The organism is Thermostichus sp. OS-CIW-32 (genome assembly GCF_054060415.1).
In genome coordinates this window covers 218,786-239,259 of the sequence record NZ_JBSSDD010000004.1, presented here as the reverse complement: position 1 = coordinate 239,259, position 20,474 = coordinate 218,786, and the positions used below count along the sequence as shown (strand labels likewise).

The following is a 20,474-nucleotide window of genomic DNA, read 5'->3' as shown; positions in this document are numbered from 1 at the left end:
CTAGGATCCTCCTCCCTCTCGCTTGTACTTGAGGTAGCGGGCCCCATAGCCCAGGTAGCGCCGAATCAAGTCAATTTTGATCTCGTTGACTTTGGGGGATGCTCTTTCAATTCCGGCTTCCCTGGCGATGGCTATAGCCCTTTGATAAATCCAGTTGTCGATGTCTTTGATGATGGCTTCTGCCAAAGAGTCTTTGCCCCGCCCCCACTTGTCACCGCGCCCCACCTGGTAGCGCAAAAAGTTCTTGATCACCTCTGAGCTTTCGGTGGAAGCTGCCACGTGCAATAGGTTGCGATATTGGGCCTCTTCCAATCTGTTGAGACCTCTGAAGTTATCCAAGGCGGCTTGAATTCTGGCGACCAGATCATCTTCGGCCAGCCGGATTTGCCGTTGGATCTTGAGCTCTTGTTCCGATGTGATCTCGCTGGTGGCGAAGGTCATAGCGGGTTCTCCCAGAAATGATGATGGAACGGACTGCAAACTTCGATTTGGCCCAATCCTTCAGCAGTGCGTTCGCCAATCCCCCAGTATTCCATCTCCGCCAAAATCGGGATCCAACGCTCCAGTTGCGTGGTGCTCAGCAGAAAGACGCTGCCCTGCGTGGTTACCAATTCTACATCTTTGAACAGACCCCAGGCAGCGTTCCAGCCGGAGACATAGGCGTAGCTGCTGAAGGCCAGCTCCAAAGCCAGGGATCCATCTTCGCAGTTGGCCTCTTCCTGGAGCATCTGGGGGGTGAGCACGGTGGTGCGTTGCCAGCGCTCTTTGAGAATGGCCCCCGACTGCAGCCCAATGGAGAAATACTGCCGCTCCGGCGGAAGGGGCTGCCAGGGATCCCCGAACACCTGCCATTGTTGCCAGCGCTGCCGCAGCTTTTGGTTGAAGGCTTCCACCCGCTGGGCCAGGGAAGGCCGGGGAGCAGCCAGACGCTGAGCCGTGACGTTGACCCGGCCCAATCCCCGCGACACCCCTCCTCCCAAGCGCAGCAGGTGGGCGTGGGCGTTGAGGTAGCGGGTGAGGGTCTCGGCCAGCTCGGGATCCCGCAGGTAGATGTAGCCGCTGAAAAGGGAGCGCTCCAGATGCCCATTGGGGCGGGCTTTGCCCTCGTTCATCACCTCTAGGCTGTAGAGGATTTGGTCGGCAGCAGTGGCGCGGCGACGGTTGATCCCCACCCGCGTGAGCAGGCGTTTGGACACAGCAGCTCGTTCGTAGCGGGGCCCCAGGTCAGACTCCTGCTGGCTGTAGAACCCCCCGAAGGGCTCCACTCTTCCCCCGGAACCGTCCGGCTCTGTGGGATCGAACGGGATCCCCAGCCGCTGTGAGCAGAAGCGATCCAGGAGCGTGTCGAACACCCCCGTTTTGCCCGCCTCTGAGCGGAAGCCGGGATTGTTTTTCGAGCTGAAGGCCGTGGCCGGCAAGACCTTGCTGCCGGATCCCGGATAGGCGTGGGTAAACACAGCAGGCCGAGCTGCCGTAAACAGGGCGGCCAAATCTCCTTCCAGCGCCTCGGCAGGGCGATGTTGGGTTTGGCTGAGCATGAGGTCGGCCAGAGCACCGCGAATCACGCTGCCGGGAATGTAATCCTGGGCCTCGCTGATGGAGCCGCCCGGCTTTTGCCGACCGATGGCCAAGGGAGACTGAGCCGTTAGGGTGAGTTGAATGGCTTCCATCAGCTCCCTCCCTGGGCCAAGAAAGCCCAATCGGCTGCGGTGGGCTGGAGAGCCTGCAGGGATCCAGGATCCCAGTGCAGCCAGCCCAAACCTGCGGATTTGCTGCCCCCCAGCGCGATCAGGTGGTGCAGGGCCGCCAACAGGAGAGTTTTGCCCCAGGAAGGGCAATCGGGCAAAAGCTGCAGGGATCCGGAAAAAGTCAGCTCAGCCGCGGGAGAGGTCTCAATGAGGTAGAGCCGCTGATCCTCGGCGGTGCGGCGGCGGCGGTTGAGGGTGACCCCAGGGCGAAGGGTTGGTTCCAGAGCTGCTGGCGGCACCTCGCAGACGAGATCCTCCACCCACAGGCGGGCAGGCAGGGCCGGATTGCCGAATATCTGGCAGACCAGACAATGGGATCCGGCGTAGCCCTCCACCTGGTATTCGGGGCGGTGGAAATTTCCTGCGCTGCCCTCCCGCTGCGGACACATGCGCTCTGGGTCGGGAGAGCGGCAAATGGCCCAGCCCAGGCCACGGGCCAGTTTCTCGCACTCGTGGCGCAGCCGCCCCTTCAGTTGGGAGCCGGGAATGATCAGCCTGCCAAAGGCATCTTTGAGCAGGGGCTTATCCGCCAGGGAGCCGCTGGAGCCGCCGGCTCCCACCGCCAGGGCAGAGGCGAGGGTGGCCCTCAAAGGGATAGAGGTGATCGTTCGCCCCGCTTGGGGCAGCTCTGCCAGTCTCACCATCACTCCACCTCCGCCAGAACGGGCCGACCCTCGGCCTGGGGCTGTTTTTGCACAAAGGCGTACAAATCCACCAGATCCCGCCAGATGGTTTCATAGGTTGGCGTTGACGAGGATACCTGTGGCTCAACATACATCCAGGGGGGAAGGTGGCCGTCGTTGGTTTTGGCCTTGCACCAGGTGCGCTCAAAAGCCTCCATCAGCGGCTGCCCCTTTTTGCCCAGGCGGCTGCGGAAATAGAGATAGTTGAGGGTGGCGGTGCGTTTGCCTTTTTCCAAGAAGCTGCGAATCTGATAAAGCTGGGAGCGAGGAAAATTGGCCTCCTGCAGGGCTTGTACCGTTCTCAGCAACCCGTGGATTTCCGGGACGGTATAGGGGCCGGCGTAGAGCTTGAGGGTGTGGCTGTTCTGGCGGATCTCCAGAGCTTCCCGACGAAAATCCTGGATGCTGGAGACAACCAGGGCGACCGACTTCAACGAGAGAAAGTCGATGGTGGCCACAGAGCAGTCCTTGTCTTTGGGCTTCAGCTTTTTCGCGTAGCTCTTGGCGGATTTCAACAGTTGTTCGGTGATCTTTTCGGCGTAGTAAATGGGGGTGTCTTCCGAGGCGATCAGCACCCCCACCGAGGCGGAGAGCCGACAGAGCTTCCGATCTGCCGCCGGGTAGCGGTGAGGCACCTTGCCGGAAGATTGAGCTGCATAGGTTGCCGAGGTGTCCAGCAGGAGCTGCTCAAACTGCTCACAGAAGGTGGCGGCAATTTCCAGGGCTTTGTGGGCAGGCACCACCACCAACACATCGTCTCCGCCGATGGTCAGGATCTCGAAGGGGTGGATCCACTCGCCGTTGCGGTCTCTGCCGGTTTCCGGATCTGGGGATAGGCCGTGCAGCCGATGGGCCTGCAGGTGCTGGGCGAGGGCGTGGTAAACGGCTTTTTCCGTTGCCTCGGAAACATCCCGGCTAAATTGTCGGTAGGCTTCTGGGGTTTGGATCTGCTGCACATAGCCCCCCATGTCGTTGCCATCGGCGTAAAGGTAAGCCACAAAGCCCTGGCTGCCCAGGCTGGCGTTGGCCACTTCCCGTAGAGATTGGGCCTCGCCGATCCCCTGGACAGATCCCTGATGGGGCTGCAAATAGCGCTCCCGGTAGGGCTCGCCGGCGGGAGAGTTGAGAAAGCGGGCAAATCGCGTTACCCAGCTTTCCACAAAGCCGGGATCCCAGGTGGGGAACTTGCGGAACCACCCTTGCTTGCCTGTTTCAATGCGCTTGGCCTGGCGACCCACCAGGGCTTTGCGAGCGGTGGCTTCCGAGAGCCAGGGCTGATCGACCAGGTCGGCTTTGGCGATGGCAGGGCGACGGTCGGTGCTGTCGCGGCGCAGGTAGGGATGGGTTTCAAAAAAGGCGGGATGGGCGCGGCTGGGGCGACCGGGATCCGGATTGCCGTTGCGGCGGTGGTTGAAGCGGGCGGCCAGGTAACCCACCAACTCGTTGAAACTTTTGCGGTCTTGAAATCTGGCTTCGCTGCCATCCCCAAAATAGGCTCTCACCAGGGGATGGGTTTTGTGTTGCGCCAGCCAATCCAGCCAGGGGGTGCGTTCGATGGGATCCCGCAACAGGCCGTAGCGCAGTTCCAGCAGCCGAAAGGCGGATCCCACGGCGCAGGCGTTAGCGGTGAGGGTTTCTTCGGTGTAGCGCCGCTCGATGGCCTCACAGAGATCGTCCACATGGGCCGCCGGGCAAAAGGCCAGGAGATTGCCCCCGGTGGAGTAGATGATGAGCTCCGGGATCAGGGCTTGCGCCAAAGCCGGGTAGTGCTGCTGAAGCCAAGGCCGGATCTGCTCGGCCACATAGGCCCTCAGCTCTGCTTGAGACTCTTTCCCCAAACCTTCCCATCCCAGGTAGGTTTGCTCGGGATCCCCGAAAAAGGCGGGCAGATCCACCAGGTTAATGCGATCCAACAAAGCGGAGGCCCCGCGGATTTCCGACAGCTTGGCCGACTCGAAGACATAGCTCTTGATCTTGGTGGCCCCCCCGTAAACCAAGCCGATGCGGGTTGTCTGCTGCCACAGCTCCGGGTAGCGGGATTGCAGCTCCGCCGGGGTTCTGGGAAAGGTCTTCGCCGCCATGCTCTCCTGAAATTGGCGCACCTGAGCCAAAATGGGCCGTAGCTCTTCTGGGATCCCGGCCTCGTTGTCGGCGCGAACGGCGGCCCGCATCTGCTGCAAGGTCTCCAGGGCAAACTGGGGATCCCGCTGTTCTCCCCACGCCAGGCACCAGGCCAAGGCAACAGGAACGGGAGAGGGAGCAGAAGTAGGGGTCATGAGCAGCACCTGCGAAATGCGAAAAAGGAAGACAAGTCTTGGACAGGGCTTCCATTGGCTGCGACGGACAGATCCCTAAAGGCTGGGGGCAATTGGCCTCGATTTTTAATCCTTCGCGGAAGACCAAAGCCCTTCAAAAAAGGGTTTGCCGGTTGGGTGGGTAACCAATCGAATCAAGCCGAGAGATGCCATTGAGGTTACCGATTGTTTCAGCCATATCCGATAAACGCTCTCGCCTCATGGTTTTCAGTCCTCTAGCTTGCTAGCAGTATAGATCGAGTGCGATGGGTTGCAGACGATTTCAAGGCTTTCTTCAGATTGTGAGATTTTTTCTGCCTGTACAACGGGCAATTCGAGAGTAAACCCAATAAGAAGGGATCCCTTCTAAAATTTTCTCAATGGAAAGTTGGGTTTTGTGTTGATTGTTGCTGTGGACTGGGAATGGGCTGTGCCTATGCTGAGTTTCTCAGAGCCATCTGCTGATAGAGAAGCGAACGGCAAGTGGCCGACGGGATCCGAGTTGGTGGGGATCACCTTGGAAGTTCAGGCTCCTCGGTCTTACCTGCTGGATCCCCACTATGCCAAAGGGCTGCACGCCTGGTTCTTGAGCCAGGTGCAAGAGACAGACCCGCAGCTATCGGCCTATTTGCACGATGGAGAATCGGAGAAACCTTTTACCCTCTCCCGGCTGATGGGGCCGTTCCGCGAGCAGGGGGGGCGACCGCTGATCCCGCCTCATCTCCCCTTCCGCTGGTGGATCACCGGCCTCAACCCGCCGGTGGTGGAGTGGCTGCGAGGGTGGTGCCAACGGCTGCCCACCTGGCTGGAATTGCGGGGATCCCCGCTGCAGATCCTGGGATGGCAGATCTCGATCCCCCCGCGCACCTATCGTCAACTGTTGGAGCAGCCTCTTTCCCCCCGCTCCTGGAGCCTTTCCTTCGTCTCGCCCACCAGCTTTCGCCACCGGGGCCACCATCTGCCGCTGCCGATCCCTCGCAACCTGTTCCACAGCTATCTGCGCCGTTGGAACGATTTTTCCGGTCTGCCCATCGAGGCGGAGCCTTTTCTGGATTGGGTGGATGGGGAAGTGATCATCCAGCGGCACCGTCTGGAATCGGTCAAAACCACCGCAGGTCGCCAGGGATCCGTGACGGGATTCATCGGCTGTGTGCAGTTGGCTGTCTCCTCCCGTGCGCCTGAGCTGTTGCAGCAGCAGCTCCAGGCCCTGATCCACTTCGCCCCCTACTGCGGCACCGGCCACAAAACCCCCTTTGGGCTAGGGCAAACCCGCCTGGGTTGGTTGGCCGAAGAGCTACCCGCCTCCCCTGTCCCTTCCCGAGAAGAGCAGGTGGCCCAGCGGATCGAGGAGCTGAGCGCCCTCTTTCTCAGCCAGCGGCAACGACAAGGGGGATCCCGCGCCGAAAAAACTGCCCAACTGTGGGCGACGATCCTGGCCCGCCGCGAAGGTGGAGAGAGCTTACAACAGATCGCCGCTGATTTGGAGATGCCCTACGAGACGGTGAAGACCTATGCCAAGCTGGCCCGCCGCTCTCTCCAGTCTGGATCCCAGGACTACTCGTCGAGCAGTCTTCCCTAGATGACTTGAGGTACTTTGTTGAGCCTGATACATTCACGCTGAACTCTCCTGAACATGGTTCAGGAAAGAAGCGATCGCATCCTGCCTATCTCTGAGCAGGAAGGCGGTATCCCGCAAAGCCCTGAGGAATACCCCCCGAGCGCTTTCCCCCTTCACTTCCCGGCAACCGTTGCGGTGGACTCAAGGATCAGGGAGAAACTTGGTCTACTATATCCCTCTCAATGACTTTTGCCAAACCGCCTAAAGCTCAGTAAATTCAGCAAAGTTCAGGGTTTTGGGGGTTAGAGGCATGCTCTTGCAGGGAGAAGGTAGAGATCAACCTCACTTCTCTTTGCTCATTACTCGCTTCTCTCTAGTTTCCGTCCCCTTGCGGGGAAAAGGTAGGGATCAACCCGTGCAAAAGCCCTCGCATTGCAAATTTGGCACGCAGGGTTTCCGTCCCCTTGCGGGGAAAAGGTAGGGATCAACCTCAATTGGCTTGGGGCTGCCTATAGCCCCGAGTACGGTTTCCGTCCCCTTGCGGGGAAAAGGTAGGGATCAACGGTTTTTCTACGTGCCTAAGGGAGCACACCCTAGTGAGTTTCCGTCCCCTTGCGGGGAAAAGGTAGGGATCAACGGACGTTACATTGTAGTGATACCATACGCAGCCAGGTTTCCGTCCCCTTGCGGGGAAAAGGTAGGGATCAACCCTCGAACAGTTGAACATGAAGTGTGTTCCCACACGTTTCCGTCCCCTTGCGGGGAAAAGGTAGGGATCAACGTTGAAAATGAAAAAGCGGCGTTGGATCTTGACGCCGTTTCCGTCCCCTTGCGGGGAAAAGGTAGGGATCAACGCCATTTGTGATGGATTATGCGTGTTATGACAGTATGTTTCCGTCCCCTTGCGGGGAAAAGGTAGGGATCAACCCCAGATCCGATAGGATCTGACGAATTATACTTCTTCGCTGTTTCCGTCCCCTTGCGGGGAAAAGGTAGGGATCAACGAAGTCCTCGAAGAGGCGAAAGCCGTAGTAGAGGCTCTAAGGGTTTCCGTCCCCTTGCGGGGAAAAGGTAGGGATCAACTGTACCAGGTCACCATCTTTCGGCACCTAGAAACCGGAGCGTTTCCGTCCCCTTGCGGGGAAAAGGTAGGGATCAACAGCACTGCGTTGTCTAAGTCCGAATGGGCAGGCTTGCCCGTGTTTCCGTCCCCTTGCGGGGAAAAGGTAGGGATCAACAATAGGCCACCGGCCGCCTATCGGGGAGCGGGCTATGACGTTTCCGTCCCCTTGCGGGGAAAAGGTAGGGATCAACAGTCGTTTCTAACCTCCCCCAAACACCCAGGTGTGAACCTGGGTGGTTTCCGTCCCCTTGCGGGGAAAAGGTAGGGATCAACATGATTTACAACTACTTCTTCTCTCGTCACAACGCTGTGTTTCCGTCCCCTTGCGGGGAAAAGGTAGGGATCAACAGGAAGTCCATGTTGAGATCTGGAGGAATCCCGTCCTTCCAGGGTTTCCGTCCCCTTTCGGGGAAAAGGTAGGGATCAACCTGAGGGTGTACGCAGTCAACTATGTGCTGTGGATTCCGTTTCCGTCCCCTTGCGGGGAAAAGGTAGGGATCAACACCTTGCGTAAGCAGGTGGAAGCCGCTCGTGAGTGGCTGTTTCCGTCCCCTTGCGGGGAAAAGGTAGGGATCAACAAGTGCTGGGCGGTTCCGGGTAACCGGGGTCACCGAGGGGTTTCCGTCCCCTTGCGGGGAAAAGGTAGGGATCAACGGAGGCCACTCCGATGCCCATAAATATGGATGACATCGTTTCCGTCCCCTTGCGGGGAAAAGGTAGGGATCAACGGTAACGGGCAATGGCTACTGGAAGACCGCTATGATTGGCAGTTTCCGTCCCCTTGCGGGGAAAAGGTAGGGATCAACGTGTGGGGCAACTGGGCTGGGCCGCCGTTCAGGCGTGTGTTTCCGTCCCCTTGCGGGGAAAAGGTAGGGATCAACCAAAAGGGAAATCTCGGTGTGCTAACACCCTGATTCACCAGTTTCCGTCCCCTTGCGGGGAAAAGGTAGGGATCAACGCGTAACCGAGCGCTTCCCATCATAAAAAAGTACTTAGAGTTTCCGTCCCCTTGCGGGGAAAAGGTAGGGATCAACTACAGATCACCCATAGAGGGTTTAGGCTTTTCTATCGTTTCCGTCCCCTTGCGGGGAAAAGGTAGGGATCAACGCGGTGTCAGTACATCCGGGATATTGCCTTCATAATGGGGGTTTCCGTCCCCTTGCGGGGAAAAGGTAGGGATCAACAATAGCGCTCCTTTCGGAGCGCAGGGTGCCATTGACGGTTTCCGTCCCCTTGCGGGGAAAAGGTAGGGATCAACGTCAAACAGTACCCCAGCGTACTGCAGACCATAAGGCCGTTTCCGTCCCCTTGCGGGGAAAAGGTAGGGATCAACTTTCACAAAGGGGACTTTATTCAGAAGATTCCGAAAGGTTTCCGTCCCCTTGCGGGGAAAAGGTAGGGATCAACCAGAAGTTTCCTTAGCTAAGGGAGCAGGAAAGTCTAGTCGTTTCCGTCCCCTTGCGGGGAAAAGGTAGGGATCAACCCTACCCTCGGAAAAGCCTGAATTCATGGGGTTTTCAAGGTGCGTTCGCGAGGGAGTACGGATATTCCTCGACACAGATATTAACATTGTCCTCGCGGCCAAGCGCAAGCGGGGAAATTGAGCTTGCTACGGCCATTATGTCACGTTTTTGGGCCAATCGGGGCAAAAGATCTAAAGTTTCCCTTAAAATCTTGTGCCGGCAGAGTCAGGCTGGTGATGGCTCGCCCCGACAGATCGCGCACAAAACTTTACAATTTCGGCCCGGTGGAGAGCCTCAGAAGATCAGGTAGTCCGGCGACTCATAGGGGGGAGGCCCCCCGAAGACTTTGGCCTGCTTCTTGGCCGCGGCATCCAAAGGGTAGGCCCGCAGACTGTCTTCCTTGAGATTCAGCAGGGGCAACCACGACTGTTCCAGCTTGTTTTCCAACTCTGCAGTGTCCAGTGGGCATTCGAACACGGAGTATTGCACCCGCTGGCAACACTGTTCCAACTGCTTGGCCAACTGTTGTCGCCGCTTATCGTCCACCACGTCGTAGCAAACCAACCACAGCATCAGCGCAGCTCCATTGCTTCGTACTCCAGGTTGCCGCTCACCAGGCAACGGCCCAGCCAGCGGGCTTGCTCCAGCACGATTTGGCTCAGAGCCAGGCGACGCGACTGGGGAGGATAGAGCAACGGCTCGCGGAAGCGGCGCTCCAGCTCACCCAAAAACAACTTTTTGGCCAGGGATCCCAGCCATATGCCTGTCCCATCCGGCGACGGCTCAAAGTCTTCCGGCGTGAGCAGGCCAGCCTTGACAAGCTGGAGCACAGCCCAATCCACCACCAAGGGTCGAAACTCTTCCATCAAATCCAGCACCAGGTTGGGGCGATAGGGCAAATTGGCGTGGAAAAAGCCCAGGTAGGGATCCAAGCCGGCCATCACGGCCGCCGAGAACACGCGGGCCAGCAGCACCCCGTAGCCCCAACTGAGCAGAGCGTTGATCGGGTCGAGCGGCGGCTGTCGGTTGCGGCCGGTGAAGTTCCACTCAGGCGGAAAGCAATGTTGCAGGGATTGGTAGTAGGTGCGGGCGCAAATGCCCTCCAGGCCCATCAGCGCTTCTCGATCCGGAGGAGTGGTGGAGCGATCCAACTGTTGCAGGTAGGCGGCGATAACATCAATACCCTCCTGTAAGGGGGCAATTTGGCCGCGGGTAGCCCGGTTGTGCAGTTGTAGAATTGCCCGTTGGTTGCGAATCTTGCCGCGCACAATCACCTTGGCCCACCTCAGCCCCCAGGGGGAGTAGGCCCGCTGATACTGGGCCAGACGGATCTCAGAGTTGGTGGAGAAGGATCCCTGCAGGCGACCGCGAAAACCGCCATCCGCACGCAAAAAAATGGTTTCGATGCCTCGATCCAGCAGTTGGGCCAAAGCTGCGCTGGTCAATTGGATCCCGGGCAACACCACCACCAGCTCCACCTCCGCAAGGCGGCAAAGCTGCTCTTGACCACGGCGGCGAATGAGCAGGGTTTGGTTTTGGCAGTGAACCACAGTCCCCGGCTCGGTTAGGTAGAGGGTGGTCATGGGCAGGCGGGTTTGGCAAGAGCCAGTTCGGGCCGGTAAAACCGCAGCTCTGCCTCCGCTTCCTGGGCCATCTGTTCCCGATAGGCCAGAGGGGCAATCACTTCGCCGTTGGGCCGCCAATCCCGCAGGCGCATGGTGAAATTGGTATCTCCCACCCGTACCCAGGCGCGGAAGTACCGGTCGCTGGCTGGTCTTTGCCGGAGAATGTTCAAAATCTGTTGGCGTTCCCGCACATCCGCCACTGCCTGCTGCACCAAAGCCGGGATCCGCTTGTAGGCAATGGGCTGGAAGGTGGGATGTCGCACTGTGCTTTCCACATAGCGACGGGCAAACTCCGGGGAAAATCGAAGGATCAACAATGCCTTGGGCAGGTAAAAATCGGATCCCCAGGCTTCTTCCCATGCTGCTTGGACTTCCTCTGGGCTGGGCAGCTTCTTTTGCCGTTTGCGGATTGCCAGCTCTGCCGGGATAGAAGGATCGCCCCAGGGGATCACCGCCAAGCGCTTAGACTGGATCCGATCCAGCCGAAAATTGTGCCAGCCCAGGGATCCCTCGGGGGTGGGGAGCTGGCCAAAGGCTGCCAGATACTTGGCGCGGCGGGCATAGAACAAACAGACTGGGTAAGTGAGAACGTGTCGGATCCCATGTTGGCGGGTGGCGTAGTCAAAACCGATCACCCCCGCTTCTGGGTTGGCCCAAAGGGCTTCTAGCTGGCTTTGATATTCATCCACCCGTTCTTGCTGTTCGTCCGAGAGGATGTACTCAAACCAGACAAAAAGCCGCCGCTGGGAGTGCTGATCGCGCCAGCGGGACGGAGTCCTTTCGCGCCAGCGGGACGGAGTCCTTTGGTTGGCCCAGATTTCATCCAGCAAAACCTGGACATCTGGATGCACAAAGGCTACATCGCTGAGGATGTGATAAATCTGCTCAAGCTGCTTGCCCGATAGAGTCCAAGTGGATGAAGGTGCCGGCAACTGGGGATGAGCCCCTGGGGCGCAGCAGCGGAAGTTGTCTCTTCGCTTGGGGTTGGCCTGAATTTGCTGCAGCCAACCCTGGGCGGCCAGGTAGTCCAGCTCTTTGCGCAGGGTGCGGTGGGTCTTGTGAAAGGGTCGGGCAGATAGCAGCGCTTCCAGATCCGGAACTTCTGCTTTTAAGGCGGCCAATAGGTTGGGATCCTTCAGCCAAAACCTCAAGGGTTTCCAGCAAATGCAGTCAACATCAGGACAGGGTGAAGGGATCCCTTGTGCCAGATCCTGCTTGGGGTGCCGTGGTGAGAGCAAGCGATCCCGGATGTGGGTGTAGCCAAAGGTTTCCGGCAGGTCTGGCCAGCGGTTTTCGCCATAGAGGCAGTGGAGCAGTACCCACAGGCGCACGGCCCGCTCCAGGCGCTCGGCCAACTGACCGCCCGCTAACCAACGCAACACTTCCACCGTCAAAGGCAGCTCAAATCCGCTCATCCGACAGTTCCCTCGGTTCTTAGGTCAACCAGTTGATGGCACTCCAGGCCAGGGGTTTTCTTGGAGCAAGGCGCAAGTGAGAGCCTGACCACTCTGACATGAGTTGGAACCTCCCACTTCCAATCTCTTCCATACTGAAGTCAACCTGTCTCGTCAAATCTGCCCATGGCTGCTGTGGCACTGCATTTGCTTTCCGGCTGTCTGGCCGCTCGCGCCAGCGGGACGGAGTCCTTGGACCCTCGAAGATCCCATTCTTCGGAACTGTCTTTTCAGGTCATCGAAATTGAGCTGACCCGACCGGATCGCTTGGTTTTTCCAGAGGATTTGGCTCAGCTTCAGCTGCCTGCCGGGATCAATGCCCAGCTGGGGGTGGTTCTGACGGGGCGGGCCCCCATTTGGCTGTATGGCTGGCTGGTGCATGAGTGCCACTTCACCCGTTGGGTGGCCTGTTATGACCCACGCTTGGGCGCGGTGGTGGTCTCCAGCCATACCCCCGAAGTGCGGGTGGGCCAGGTCATCCCCTGGGTGCAGGGAAGGCCGGGCAAGGCCTACGGCCCGCTGACGCGAACAGAATTGGCAGCGGCGGTGATGGTGGTGGGCCCCCCCGACAGTGGCAAAAGCCGTCTTGCCCGCGCCCTCTTCGAAGCTCTGCTGCCGGAGCATCCCGATATTTATCTGCAACGGGCCCATTGGGATGGGGAAGGCAATTGGACTTTAGACTTGCCACCAGAAGAGGCGAAGATCCTCAAGCACCAGTACCGGGGCTCTTTTACCCCCGAATTTTTCAGCTTCCATGCCCAGGCCATTCTGGCTTTGCGCCGGCAAAAGAGTTTGGTGATTGTGGATGTGGGCGGCAAGGTGGATCCGCAAAAGCAGCCGATCCTGGAAGCCTGCTCCCACTACCTGGTGGTCAGCCGGGATCCCGAGGCTATCCCTCTCTGGCACAAGTTTTGTCGAGACCGGGGCAATTTGCGCTGTGTGGCCATCCTGCACACCTCGCCCGGCCCTCCTCAAGTGCTCAAAGACTCACCTGAGTTGGAAATTCGCTGGGATCCCAACTCTCCTCCCCCCGCGGAGCTGCTGCGGGCGGTGCGCCGCCTCATTCACTAGAGCTGCAGGTTCAGAATTGGAGGGGCGGGTCAGCATATATCGCATCCCGGACGCTGGCCGTTTTGGACGAGCGGCTGCACGGCGTTGTGGGCGAGTTCCAAGAGAGGTTTGCGGATCGCCTGCCCAAGCGCTGCCCCTGACGGCCAAGGGGTTCCGGCTGCCCGGTCACCCTCTCGCTCCGCCAACTGCTCTAGGTTTGATTTATCGGCTCATCGGCAAGCCGCCTCTGGGTTGGCTTCATGGCCGTAGAGATAGCTGAGAACCGAGTTGCGCAGGCGGTAGTACTGCGGATCTTCAAGAATCCGCTCGCGATCCCGAGGGCGCGGGAAGGGGATGGTCACGATCTGCCCGATGGTGGCTGCAGGGCCATTGGTCAAAGGACTCCGTCCCGCTGACGCGATCAGCACCAGGCGGTCGGCCAAAAACAGCGCCTCATCAATGTCGTGGGTAATCATCAAAACCGTGCAGCGATGTTCATCCCAAATGCGCAACAGCTCCTCTTGAAGCTCCTCTTTGGTAATGGCATCCAAGGCCCCGAAGGGTTCATCCAAAATCAGCACTTCTGGACGGATGGCCAACGCACGAGCAATGGCTACCCGCTGTTTCATCCCTCCCGAAATTTGCGAGGGATATTTCTGAGCGGCTTCCCCCAGCCCCACCAAATCCAAATGTTCTTCCACAATTCGATGCTTTTCCGACTGGCTCTTTTGGGGAAATACCGACCGAACGGCCAAATAAACATTTTCATAAACCGTGAGCCAAGGCAACAGGGCATACCCTTGAAACACTACCATGCGCTCCGGGCCAGGAGCTGTAATCGGCTGCCCTTTCAGCTTCACCGAGCCACTGGTGGGCTGGGCAAATCCGGAAACCATATTCAGCAGGGTGGTTTTGCCACAGCCGGAATGCCCAACCAAGCAGACAAACTCTCCCTCGTTCACACTGAGGTTGATATCTCGCAAGACGGGATAATCCCCCTTGGGAGTTGAGTAGGTCTTGCTGACATTCTCAAGGCTTAGGTAGGGTTCTGCGGCTACGTTCGCTGGGGTAGAGGTTGTCAAGAGGGCAGTCATCGTAGGGTGCTCCAACTCATGATTTTCTCACAACGGGGAATGTGCTTTTGCAAGGGCGCCCAAGTGGGTATCTAGAGCAACACAGGACGACGATCTAAGGCAACCTCGGCTACATAAATATCGTGCTTAATCGCCAAACTGTTGAGGTAGGCCAGGGGATCCTCACCATTAAAGGGGATCCCATCGAACAACTGAATGGGCTGCCTTTGGTAGGAGACATCCAGTCCCAGCTCGCGGGCTGCCGTGCTGAACACCCCCACCTGACACACCCGCTCTACAATCTCCACCCAGTTGCGAGGGAAGGGCAGCTCCCCCCAGCGGGCCATTTGGGTCATCATCCACAGATGCTCGGTGCGGCTGGGACGGTTGCCGGCGCCCAGAAAGAAGCGGTGGTGGGCATATTCCCGCATCGGCCTGTCCAAGTCACAGATCAGACGCTGGGGATCCCCCAGATGAATGTAGGAGGGGTCGGTGCTCAGGTAGGCGCGGCGGCTGAGCAGCTCGCGAATCTCGTCGTGATGGGCCGGATCTTCGCAGTAGCGACAGGCTTCCAACAGCGCTTTGACCAAGGCAATGTGGGTGTTGGGGTAGGCTCTGGCCCAATCTTCTCGCACCCCCAACACTTTGCCGGGATGGCCCAGCCAAATCTCCAGATCTGTAGCCACCGTAAAGCCACTGCCCTCTAAGGCTGCCCGCAAATTCCAGGGCTCTCCCACACAGTACCCATCGATGTTGCCGGCTGTCAGGTTGGCCACCATCTGAGCCGGGGGCAGCGTTTTCAGTACCACATCGTGATCCGGGTGGATCCCGCCGGCTGCCAGCCAATAGCGCAACAGCAAATTGTGCATAGAGCTGGGATGCACCACCCCAAAGGTAAGCCGACGGCTGGGACTATCCAGGATGTAAGCCTTCAACTGGCTGAGGGTGTGGATCCCTTGCTCATAGAACCGCTTGTGCAAGGTGATAGCATTGCCGTTGCGGGTCAAGGTGAGGGCCGTAACCACCGGCTGAGGCGGGTTATCCCCTCCACCCAAGGACATCCACACCGGCATACCGGCGGGCATTTGGGCCGCATCCAGATAACCTCCCTGAATGCCGTCTTGGATCCCTCGCCAACTGGTTTCCCGCACCAAGTTCACTTCTTCCAAGCCGTGTTTGGCAAAGAACCCTTTTTCTTTGGCCACAGCCAAGGGAGCACAGGCAGTGAGGGGCACAAAGCCGATCTCCAAGTTGATCTTTTCCAAGCCATGCCTGGCCACCACAGTGCTGCGGCGAGCACGCCATTGCTTGATGCGTTTTTGTTGGTTCAAAAAGTAGATGATCTCGCTGCGGTAGCTATAGTAGCTGGGATGGTTGACCACCTCCAGCCGACGGCGGGGCCGAGGAATGTCAATGGTTAAAATGTTCCCAATTCGGGATCCCGGCCCATTGGTGAGCATGACCACACGATCTGACAGAAGAACCGCTTCGTCCACATCGTGGGTGACCATGAGGGTGGTCATCTGATGTTCTTCGCAGATGCGCATCAACTGCTCTTGTAAGTTCCCCCGCGTGAGCGCGTCCAAAGCGCCAAACGGCTCATCCAGCAGCAACACTTTGGGCCGCAAAGCCAGGGCACGGGCAATGGCCACCCGCTGCTTCATCCCCCCGGACAATTGGGCTGGGGGCTTATCTGCGGCATGGCGCAAACCCACCAGATCGATGTGCTCTTCTACGATCTGCTGACGCTCCGCCGGAGAATGGTTTTTAAGAACGGCATTCACCGCCAGCGCAATGTTTTGCCGAACCGTTAGCCAAGGCAAAAGCGAGTAATGCTGAAACACCACCATGCGATCGGGGCCGGGAGCGGTGATAGTATGCCCATCCAAAGCCACGATCCCCCCCGTAGGCAAAGACAGCCCCGCCACCATGTTCAATAGGGTGGATTTGCCACAGCCGGAGTGGCCGATTAAGGAGACAAACTCCCCTCGATGGATTTGCAGATCGATCCCTTTCAGAGCAAGGTATTCCTGCCCTCCGGGCAGAGCAAAAGATTTTTCCACCTGCTCCACACTGACCAATACAGACACAGAAAGCCTCCCAACCTATCACTCATCTAGCCTTAAGCCGACCACGCACTGACAACACATCATTGATTGGCTATCTTGTTTTGCAAAACAGACATCAGGCGATCCAAAAGCAATCCCACTGCTCCAATGTAGATGACGGCAACAATGATCTCTGTAACGTAGTTCTGCTGGTAGGCATCCCAGATGAAAAAGCCAATTCCCGGCACACCTGACATCACAATTTCTGCGGCAATAATCGCCAGCCAAGATAGGCCAATACCAATGCGCAGACCTGTGAACATGTAGGGCAGAACCGAAGGCAGCAAAACCTTAAAAAAGAAGTCTACTTTGGAGAGCTTGAGCACTTTGGAGACGTTGATGTAGTCTTCCGGGATCTGTCTCACCCCCACAGCCGTGTTGATGAGAATGGGCCAAATTGAGGTAATAAAAATAACGAACAGGGCAGCCGGCTCATTGCGTTGCAAAGCAGCCAAAGATATGGGCACCCAAGCTAAGGGAGCTACCATGCGCAAGAATTGAAAGATGGGATCCAAAGCTCGGTTGATCCACACACTGCTTCCCACCAAAATGCCCAACGTGATGCCCACCAAAGCGGCACTGCAATAGCCGATGGCCACCCTTTGTAGGCTGGCCAAGGTTTGGCGCAGCAGCCCTTGGTCGAGGTCGCTGTTGCGGTACAAAGGATGCAGGATCAGATACCGGCTGCGCTCATCCATCCACACATCCCAGGGCCCCGGCAGCCGAATTAGGTTGGCACTGGCCAAGATCTGCCAGATGAGCAGAAATCCAACAATGCCCACCACAGGGGGGAGAATCTGATCTCGGTACTTCGCCAAATCGAACTTCGCCGTTGCAGATTTTGCCGGAGAAGAAAGTGTTGTCGTCATAGCTCCTGGAGAGGATAGGGGTTTACAAGGTTCTCTGGTGTTGCGCTTTTGGAACGCCCCGATCGAGGGGTTCTACACCGTGTTGGAGACAGAGCATGAGCTTGGATCGGCCTTGCCTTTTCCTTGGAGGGGCAAACACAGGGATTGCAAACTCAACAAAACTCTCACGACAATTAGAAAGCTCAGCGCCCCCACGGCTATCGAGAGAATGAGCTTGTCCCAGCGGGGCTGGGCCGGCCTCTCAAAAGGAGGATCCCTGAAGAGTTCGCGCGGAACGTGAAGTAGAGCCAACATAGCCGATCCTCAACATAGCATTCAAAGTTATTCAAAAAGTGCGAGGCTCATAGCATCCATCAACTTTCCATCGTTTGGGCAGAAAGCTCGGCACCGCTTTTTTCGACCTCGTGGGATCCCACAGGTAGGCAGGATCCCTGTTGTGCAAGAGATGCGTCTGTGTTGGCCGGGGTTGATATTAGACCCTTTTGATTTTCAGGCTGTTCAGGTAAGCCTGCGGATCCTGTGGGTCAAACACCACACCGTCAAAGAAACGCTCTGTTCCCCGCGAGGTGTTGTTGGGGATGTTCTTCACCCCCAGTGCCTGGGCGGCCTCACGCCAGAGATCTTCACGGTTCACTTCATCCACCAGACGACGGGCGGTATCCAGATCGGTCAGGAAGCGAGCGTGGAAGCCCCAACGCAAGGATTCCGTCAGGAACCAAAGGTCATGGCTCTTGTAGGGGTAAGAGACGCTGCCCCGGCCATCTTCCCAGTACAAGGGCCCGGCATTGAAATCTTGAACAGCTGGCTTGCCGTCTCCCAATTCGTAGTTGCCTTGAAAGGGAGGGGTGAGAACTTCAACCGGCACATTCAGGTAGGCACGCCCTGAGAGAATGCGTGTCAGTTCTTCTCGGTTGGCCGGATCGTCGCACCATTGCTGCGCTTCCATCACCGCCATCAAAGTGGCTTGTGTGGCCCTGGGGTTTTGCTCTACCCAATCGGCGCGAATGGCCAAGTATTCTTCGGGATGAAAGGGCCAAATCTGTTGGGTAAGGGCCGCCATAAACCCGATCCCATCGGCCACAATCCGGTAGGGCCAGGGATCCCCAGTGCTGAAAGCGTCCATGGTGCCATTGCGCATCCCCTGCACCGTCTCGGCAGAGGGCACCGCCAACAGGTCGATGTCTTGATCCGGATCTACCCCCCCAGCAGCAAACCAGTAACGGATCCAAAAATCTTGATTGACGTTGGGGAAGGTATGAGCGGCCTTGAATTTGCGTCTGTTGCTGGCGCTGAAATTTTTGATGTAATCCGCGGCTCCCGAGATATCCAGCCCCAAACCCTTGCCAACATGCATTCCAGCAATGGCAATTCCGTTGCCTTGGGTGATCAACTGACACAGAACTGCCATGCGCACCGGCTGATTGTTGGTGATGGCGCCAATGTGGATCATGTGAGGCATCGGCATCTGCCACATGCCGCCGTCAATGCCCCCACCCGCTGAGCCGATGACCACATTGTCACGGGCTGCCGGCCAACTGGCCTGTTTCAACACCTCTACACCGGTCATGCCATGCTTGTCGAAAAAGCCCTTTTCCTTGGCGATGATCAGGGGGGCAGACTCCACAATCGGTATAAAGCCTAACCTGAGATTGGGGGTTTCTGGGCCGCTGGCCTGGGCAACCCAGTAGCCTGTGCTGGCCCGTGCTAAGCTGCCACTCACGAGTCCACCCACGGTGGCCGCACCCGCAGACAGCAAAAAGTTACGACGTGACGTCATGCTCACCTCATCGAAAGGATATGTGAAGGCAAGAAGGAAGCTTTCCGGTTCAAGTCGCCTGACCCATGGATTTCCTTCGTGAAATCTCAAGAAATCCTTAAATCTCAGCTTGGTTGATATCCTAAGAGCAAATGAACATAGAAACAATACAATTGTTGTTTTGGTAATCATAAACTTCCATCTATCGTTATTGCGATGGCTGAGGTCTCGATGGCGCTTCCTTCGACGACGGCTTGCTCTGGGCAAAACAACTCAACAGATTGGGGATCCCTGCCCCATGCCGGCTATCACTGGGATGGCTGCACAGAGCGGTTTTTTGAGGGCTGGTACAGCCGCGTCACCTTGCCCGGGGATCCGCCCATTAGCTTTGCCTTCATGTACGCCATCGATCCCAAGCGCGGGGGCATGGCGCAGGTGTTGGGGCCGGAGGAGGAGTTGCATTGGCGCACCTTCCCCAATCCCCGCCGCTTTTGGGCCAGCTCAACCCATCTGGCCTTGGGGCACTCAGGGATCCCAGGCCCCGGCTGTCGCGGCCTTCAGGATCCCTTCACCTTCTTCCAGCGCACCGCCAGTGGCTACCAATACACCGCCCACCTCAATCAGGGGATTTTGCCGGATCCCTTGGTCTCTGAGCCTATTCGCTGGCTCTACCGCATTCAACCTCGTTTTGCCTATGGGATCCCACCCCGAGCCACCATGGGAGCCTGGTCTTATCTGCCCATCTTCGAGCCGGGCTGGCAGATTCTCATGAGCCACGGCTTGGCCACCGGCTGGGTGGAGTGGAGAGGCAGGCGCTATGAATTTCAGCAGGCTCCTGCCTATGCCGAAAAAAATTGGGGCCAAAACTTTCCTCGCCGCTGGTTTTGGATCCAGTGCAACGCCTTTCCCCAACATCCCGGTCTCAGCCTCACCTGTGCCGGAGCTGAGCGGCAGGTGCTCACCCGCCCCGAAGAAGTGGCCCTGATCAGCCTGCATGGATGGGGATCCCAGCCCTTTTTGGAATGGCGACCCGGATCCGCTCGGCTGACCTGGCAAGTGGATCCCTGGGGATCTTGGCAAATCCGGGGAGAGAGCGCCCTCTGGTGTATTCGGCTGGAAGGGCACACGGGACGGCCTGGCCAAACTGTATTCACTCCTGGCCCAGAAGGGATGCAGCGCAACTGTCGGGATACCCTGGCAGGACATCTGCACCTACAGCTTTGGCAGCGCAACGGCCAAGTCTGGACGCCGGTGATCAAGGCCACCAGCCCCCAAGCCGGCCTCGAAGTGGGGGGAGAAGTCCGGCAACCTTGGCAAGGGCAATGTTAACGCTGGCGGATATCTACACCCCCGTTGGACTTTCCAAAAAACGCTCTTGTGCTAGAATGCCTAAGCCACATTGATAGATGTCCATCTCTGTCTCTGGATAGTACTGGATAGTATCTGAGTAACTATGGACAGATAGTATGGACAGACATTCAACCGTGGTTGGCCCGCCCCTCTTGCGCCTGTAGCTCAGTGGACTAGAGCACGTGGCTACGGACCACGGTGTCGGGAGTTCAAATCTCTCCAGGCGCGTTTTGGCCCCAGACAGCTTCCGTCTGGGGTATTTACCGTCCCTTGGTTTCGCCAGAACTTGTGCTAGGATTACCCCTATCAAGTCCGCCTTG

Annotated in this window: 14 protein-coding genes, 1 tRNA gene and 1 CRISPR repeat array; of the genes, 4 read left to right on the top strand and 11 right to left on the bottom strand. The window is 57.9% G+C overall.

Features of this window, described 5'->3' with window-relative positions; genetic code table 11:
• Genes ACVWY8_RS07290 through cas10 form a run of 4 tightly spaced genes read right to left on the bottom strand, consistent with a single transcriptional unit; the run spans nucleotide 1 to nucleotide 4,602 of the window.
• Nucleotides 1–441 (bottom strand): hypothetical protein, encoded by a 441-nt coding sequence (locus ACVWY8_RS07290; RefSeq protein WP_457393586.1) that lies wholly within the window; start codon nucleotides 439–441, stop codon nucleotides 1–3.
• Entirely contained in the window at nucleotides 438–1,670 is a 1,233-nt protein-coding gene (gene csx10 / locus ACVWY8_RS07285; protein WP_457393588.1) for a type III-D CRISPR-associated RAMP protein Csx10, read from the bottom strand. The genes ACVWY8_RS07290 and csx10 overlap by 4 nt, the downstream gene beginning before the upstream one ends.
• A complete protein-coding gene (locus ACVWY8_RS07280) occupies nucleotides 1,670–2,392 on the bottom strand; it encodes an RAMP superfamily CRISPR-associated protein (RefSeq protein ID WP_011432243.1) in 723 nt (240 codons plus the stop codon). Before ACVWY8_RS07280 ends, csx10 begins: the two co-directional genes overlap by 1 nt.
• A complete protein-coding gene (gene cas10 / locus ACVWY8_RS07275) occupies nucleotides 2,392–4,602 on the bottom strand; it encodes a type III-B CRISPR-associated protein Cas10/Cmr2 (protein ID WP_457393809.1) in 2,211 nt (736 codons plus the stop codon). The genes ACVWY8_RS07280 and cas10 overlap by 1 nt, the downstream gene beginning before the upstream one ends.
• 559 nt (nucleotides 4,603–5,161) lie before the next feature.
• Between cas10 and cas6 the strand changes: the two genes are divergently transcribed.
• A complete protein-coding gene (cas6, locus tag ACVWY8_RS07270) occupies nucleotides 5,162–6,304 on the top strand; it encodes a CRISPR-associated endoribonuclease Cas6 (protein ID WP_457393590.1) in 1,143 nt (380 codons plus the stop codon).
• A gap of 355 nt (nucleotides 6,305–6,659) precedes the next feature.
• A CRISPR array of direct repeats spans nucleotides 6,660–8,889; the repeat unit is 37 nt; unit sequence GTTTCCGTCCCCTTGCGGGGAAAAGGTAGGGATCAAC.
• A gap of 274 nt (nucleotides 8,890–9,163) precedes the next feature.
• On the opposite strand, the gene cas2 is transcribed toward cas6, so the two are convergent.
• The 3 genes from cas2 to ACVWY8_RS07255 are packed head-to-tail and all read right to left on the bottom strand — an operon-like array spanning nucleotide 9,164 to nucleotide 11,909.
• Nucleotides 9,164–9,442 (bottom strand): CRISPR-associated endonuclease Cas2, encoded by a 279-nt coding sequence (cas2, locus tag ACVWY8_RS07265; protein ID WP_457393592.1) that lies wholly within the window; start codon nucleotides 9,440–9,442, stop codon nucleotides 9,164–9,166.
• Nucleotides 9,442–10,452 (bottom strand): CRISPR-associated endonuclease Cas1, encoded by a 1,011-nt coding sequence (gene cas1 / locus ACVWY8_RS07260; RefSeq protein WP_457393594.1) that lies wholly within the window; start codon nucleotides 10,450–10,452, stop codon nucleotides 9,442–9,444. Before cas1 ends, cas2 begins: the two co-directional genes overlap by 1 nt.
• Nucleotides 10,449–11,909 (bottom strand): TIGR03985 family CRISPR-associated protein, encoded by a 1,461-nt coding sequence (locus ACVWY8_RS07255; protein WP_457393596.1) that lies wholly within the window; start codon nucleotides 11,907–11,909, stop codon nucleotides 10,449–10,451. The genes cas1 and ACVWY8_RS07255 overlap by 4 nt, the downstream gene beginning before the upstream one ends.
• A 165-nt stretch (nucleotides 11,910–12,074) precedes the next feature.
• Between ACVWY8_RS07255 and crn3 the strand changes: the two genes are divergently transcribed.
• Entirely contained in the window at nucleotides 12,075–13,019 is a 945-nt protein-coding gene (crn3, locus tag ACVWY8_RS07250) for a CRISPR-associated ring nuclease Crn3/Csx3 (RefSeq protein WP_457393598.1), read from the top strand.
• A gap of 209 nt (nucleotides 13,020–13,228) precedes the next feature.
• On the opposite strand, the gene ACVWY8_RS07245 is transcribed toward crn3, so the two are convergent.
• The 4 genes from ACVWY8_RS07245 to ACVWY8_RS07230 form a co-directional block, all read right to left on the bottom strand.
• Nucleotides 13,229–14,092, bottom strand: coding sequence for a nitrate ABC transporter ATP-binding protein (locus ACVWY8_RS07245; protein ID WP_457393600.1), 864 nt, complete (start codon nucleotides 14,090–14,092; stop codon nucleotides 13,229–13,231).
• Between the two features lie 71 nt (nucleotides 14,093–14,163).
• A complete protein-coding gene (locus tag ACVWY8_RS07240; protein ID WP_414349581.1) occupies nucleotides 14,164–16,161 on the bottom strand; it encodes an ABC transporter ATP-binding/substrate-binding protein in 1,998 nt (665 codons plus the stop codon).
• A gap of 59 nt (nucleotides 16,162–16,220) precedes the next feature.
• Nucleotides 16,221–17,048, bottom strand: coding sequence for a nitrate ABC transporter permease (gene ntrB / locus ACVWY8_RS07235; RefSeq protein ID WP_457393602.1), 828 nt, complete (start codon nucleotides 17,046–17,048; stop codon nucleotides 16,221–16,223).
• A 472-nt stretch (nucleotides 17,049–17,520) separates the two neighbouring features.
• Nucleotides 17,521–18,831: a CmpA/NrtA family ABC transporter substrate-binding protein gene (locus tag ACVWY8_RS07230; RefSeq protein WP_457393604.1), complete on the bottom strand. Its 1,311-nt coding sequence runs from the start codon at nucleotides 18,829–18,831 to the stop codon at nucleotides 17,521–17,523.
• 204 nt (nucleotides 18,832–19,035) lie between these two features.
• Between ACVWY8_RS07230 and ACVWY8_RS07225 the strand changes: the two genes are divergently transcribed.
• Entirely contained in the window at nucleotides 19,036–20,133 is a 1,098-nt protein-coding gene (locus ACVWY8_RS07225; RefSeq protein WP_457396948.1) for a tocopherol cyclase family protein, read from the top strand.
• 175 nt (nucleotides 20,134–20,308) lie between these two features.
• Nucleotides 20,309–20,382, top strand: a tRNA-Arg gene (locus ACVWY8_RS07220).
• The last annotated feature ends 92 nt before the right edge of the window (nucleotides 20,383–20,474 follow it).

Excerpts from the sequence above, each read along its gene's own strand:
- ACVWY8_RS07290 (WP_457393586.1), bottom strand. The coding sequence starts at position 441 with ATGACCTTCGCCACCAGCGAGATCACATCGGAACAAGAGCTCAAGATC.
- csx10 (WP_457393588.1), bottom strand. The coding sequence starts at position 1,670 with ATGGAAGCCATTCAACTCACCCTAACGGCTCAGTCTCCCTTGGCCATC.
- ACVWY8_RS07280 (WP_011432243.1), bottom strand. The coding sequence starts at position 2,392 with ATGGTGAGACTGGCAGAGCTGCCCCAAGCGGGGCGAACGATCACCTCT.
- cas10 (WP_457393809.1), bottom strand. The coding sequence starts at position 4,602 with ATGCGGGCCGCCGTTCGCGCCGACAACGAGGCCGGGATCCCAGAAGAG.
- cas6 (WP_457393590.1), top strand. The coding sequence starts at position 5,162 with ATGCTGAGTTTCTCAGAGCCATCTGCTGATAGAGAAGCGAACGGCAAG.
- cas2 (WP_457393592.1), bottom strand. The coding sequence starts at position 9,442 with ATGCTGTGGTTGGTTTGCTACGACGTGGTGGACGATAAGCGGCGACAA.
- cas1 (WP_457393594.1), bottom strand. The coding sequence starts at position 10,452 with ATGACCACCCTCTACCTAACCGAGCCGGGGACTGTGGTTCACTGCCAA.
- ACVWY8_RS07255 (WP_457393596.1), bottom strand. The coding sequence starts at position 11,909 with ATGAGCGGATTTGAGCTGCCTTTGACGGTGGAAGTGTTGCGTTGGTTA.
- crn3 (WP_457393598.1), top strand. The coding sequence starts at position 12,075 with ATGGCTGCTGTGGCACTGCATTTGCTTTCCGGCTGTCTGGCCGCTCGC.
- ACVWY8_RS07245 (WP_457393600.1), bottom strand. The coding sequence starts at position 14,092 with ATGACTGCCCTCTTGACAACCTCTACCCCAGCGAACGTAGCCGCAGAA.
- ntrB (WP_457393602.1), bottom strand. The coding sequence starts at position 17,048 with ATGACGACAACACTTTCTTCTCCGGCAAAATCTGCAACGGCGAAGTTC.
- ACVWY8_RS07225 (WP_457396948.1), top strand. The coding sequence starts at position 19,036 with ATGGCGCTTCCTTCGACGACGGCTTGCTCTGGGCAAAACAACTCAACA.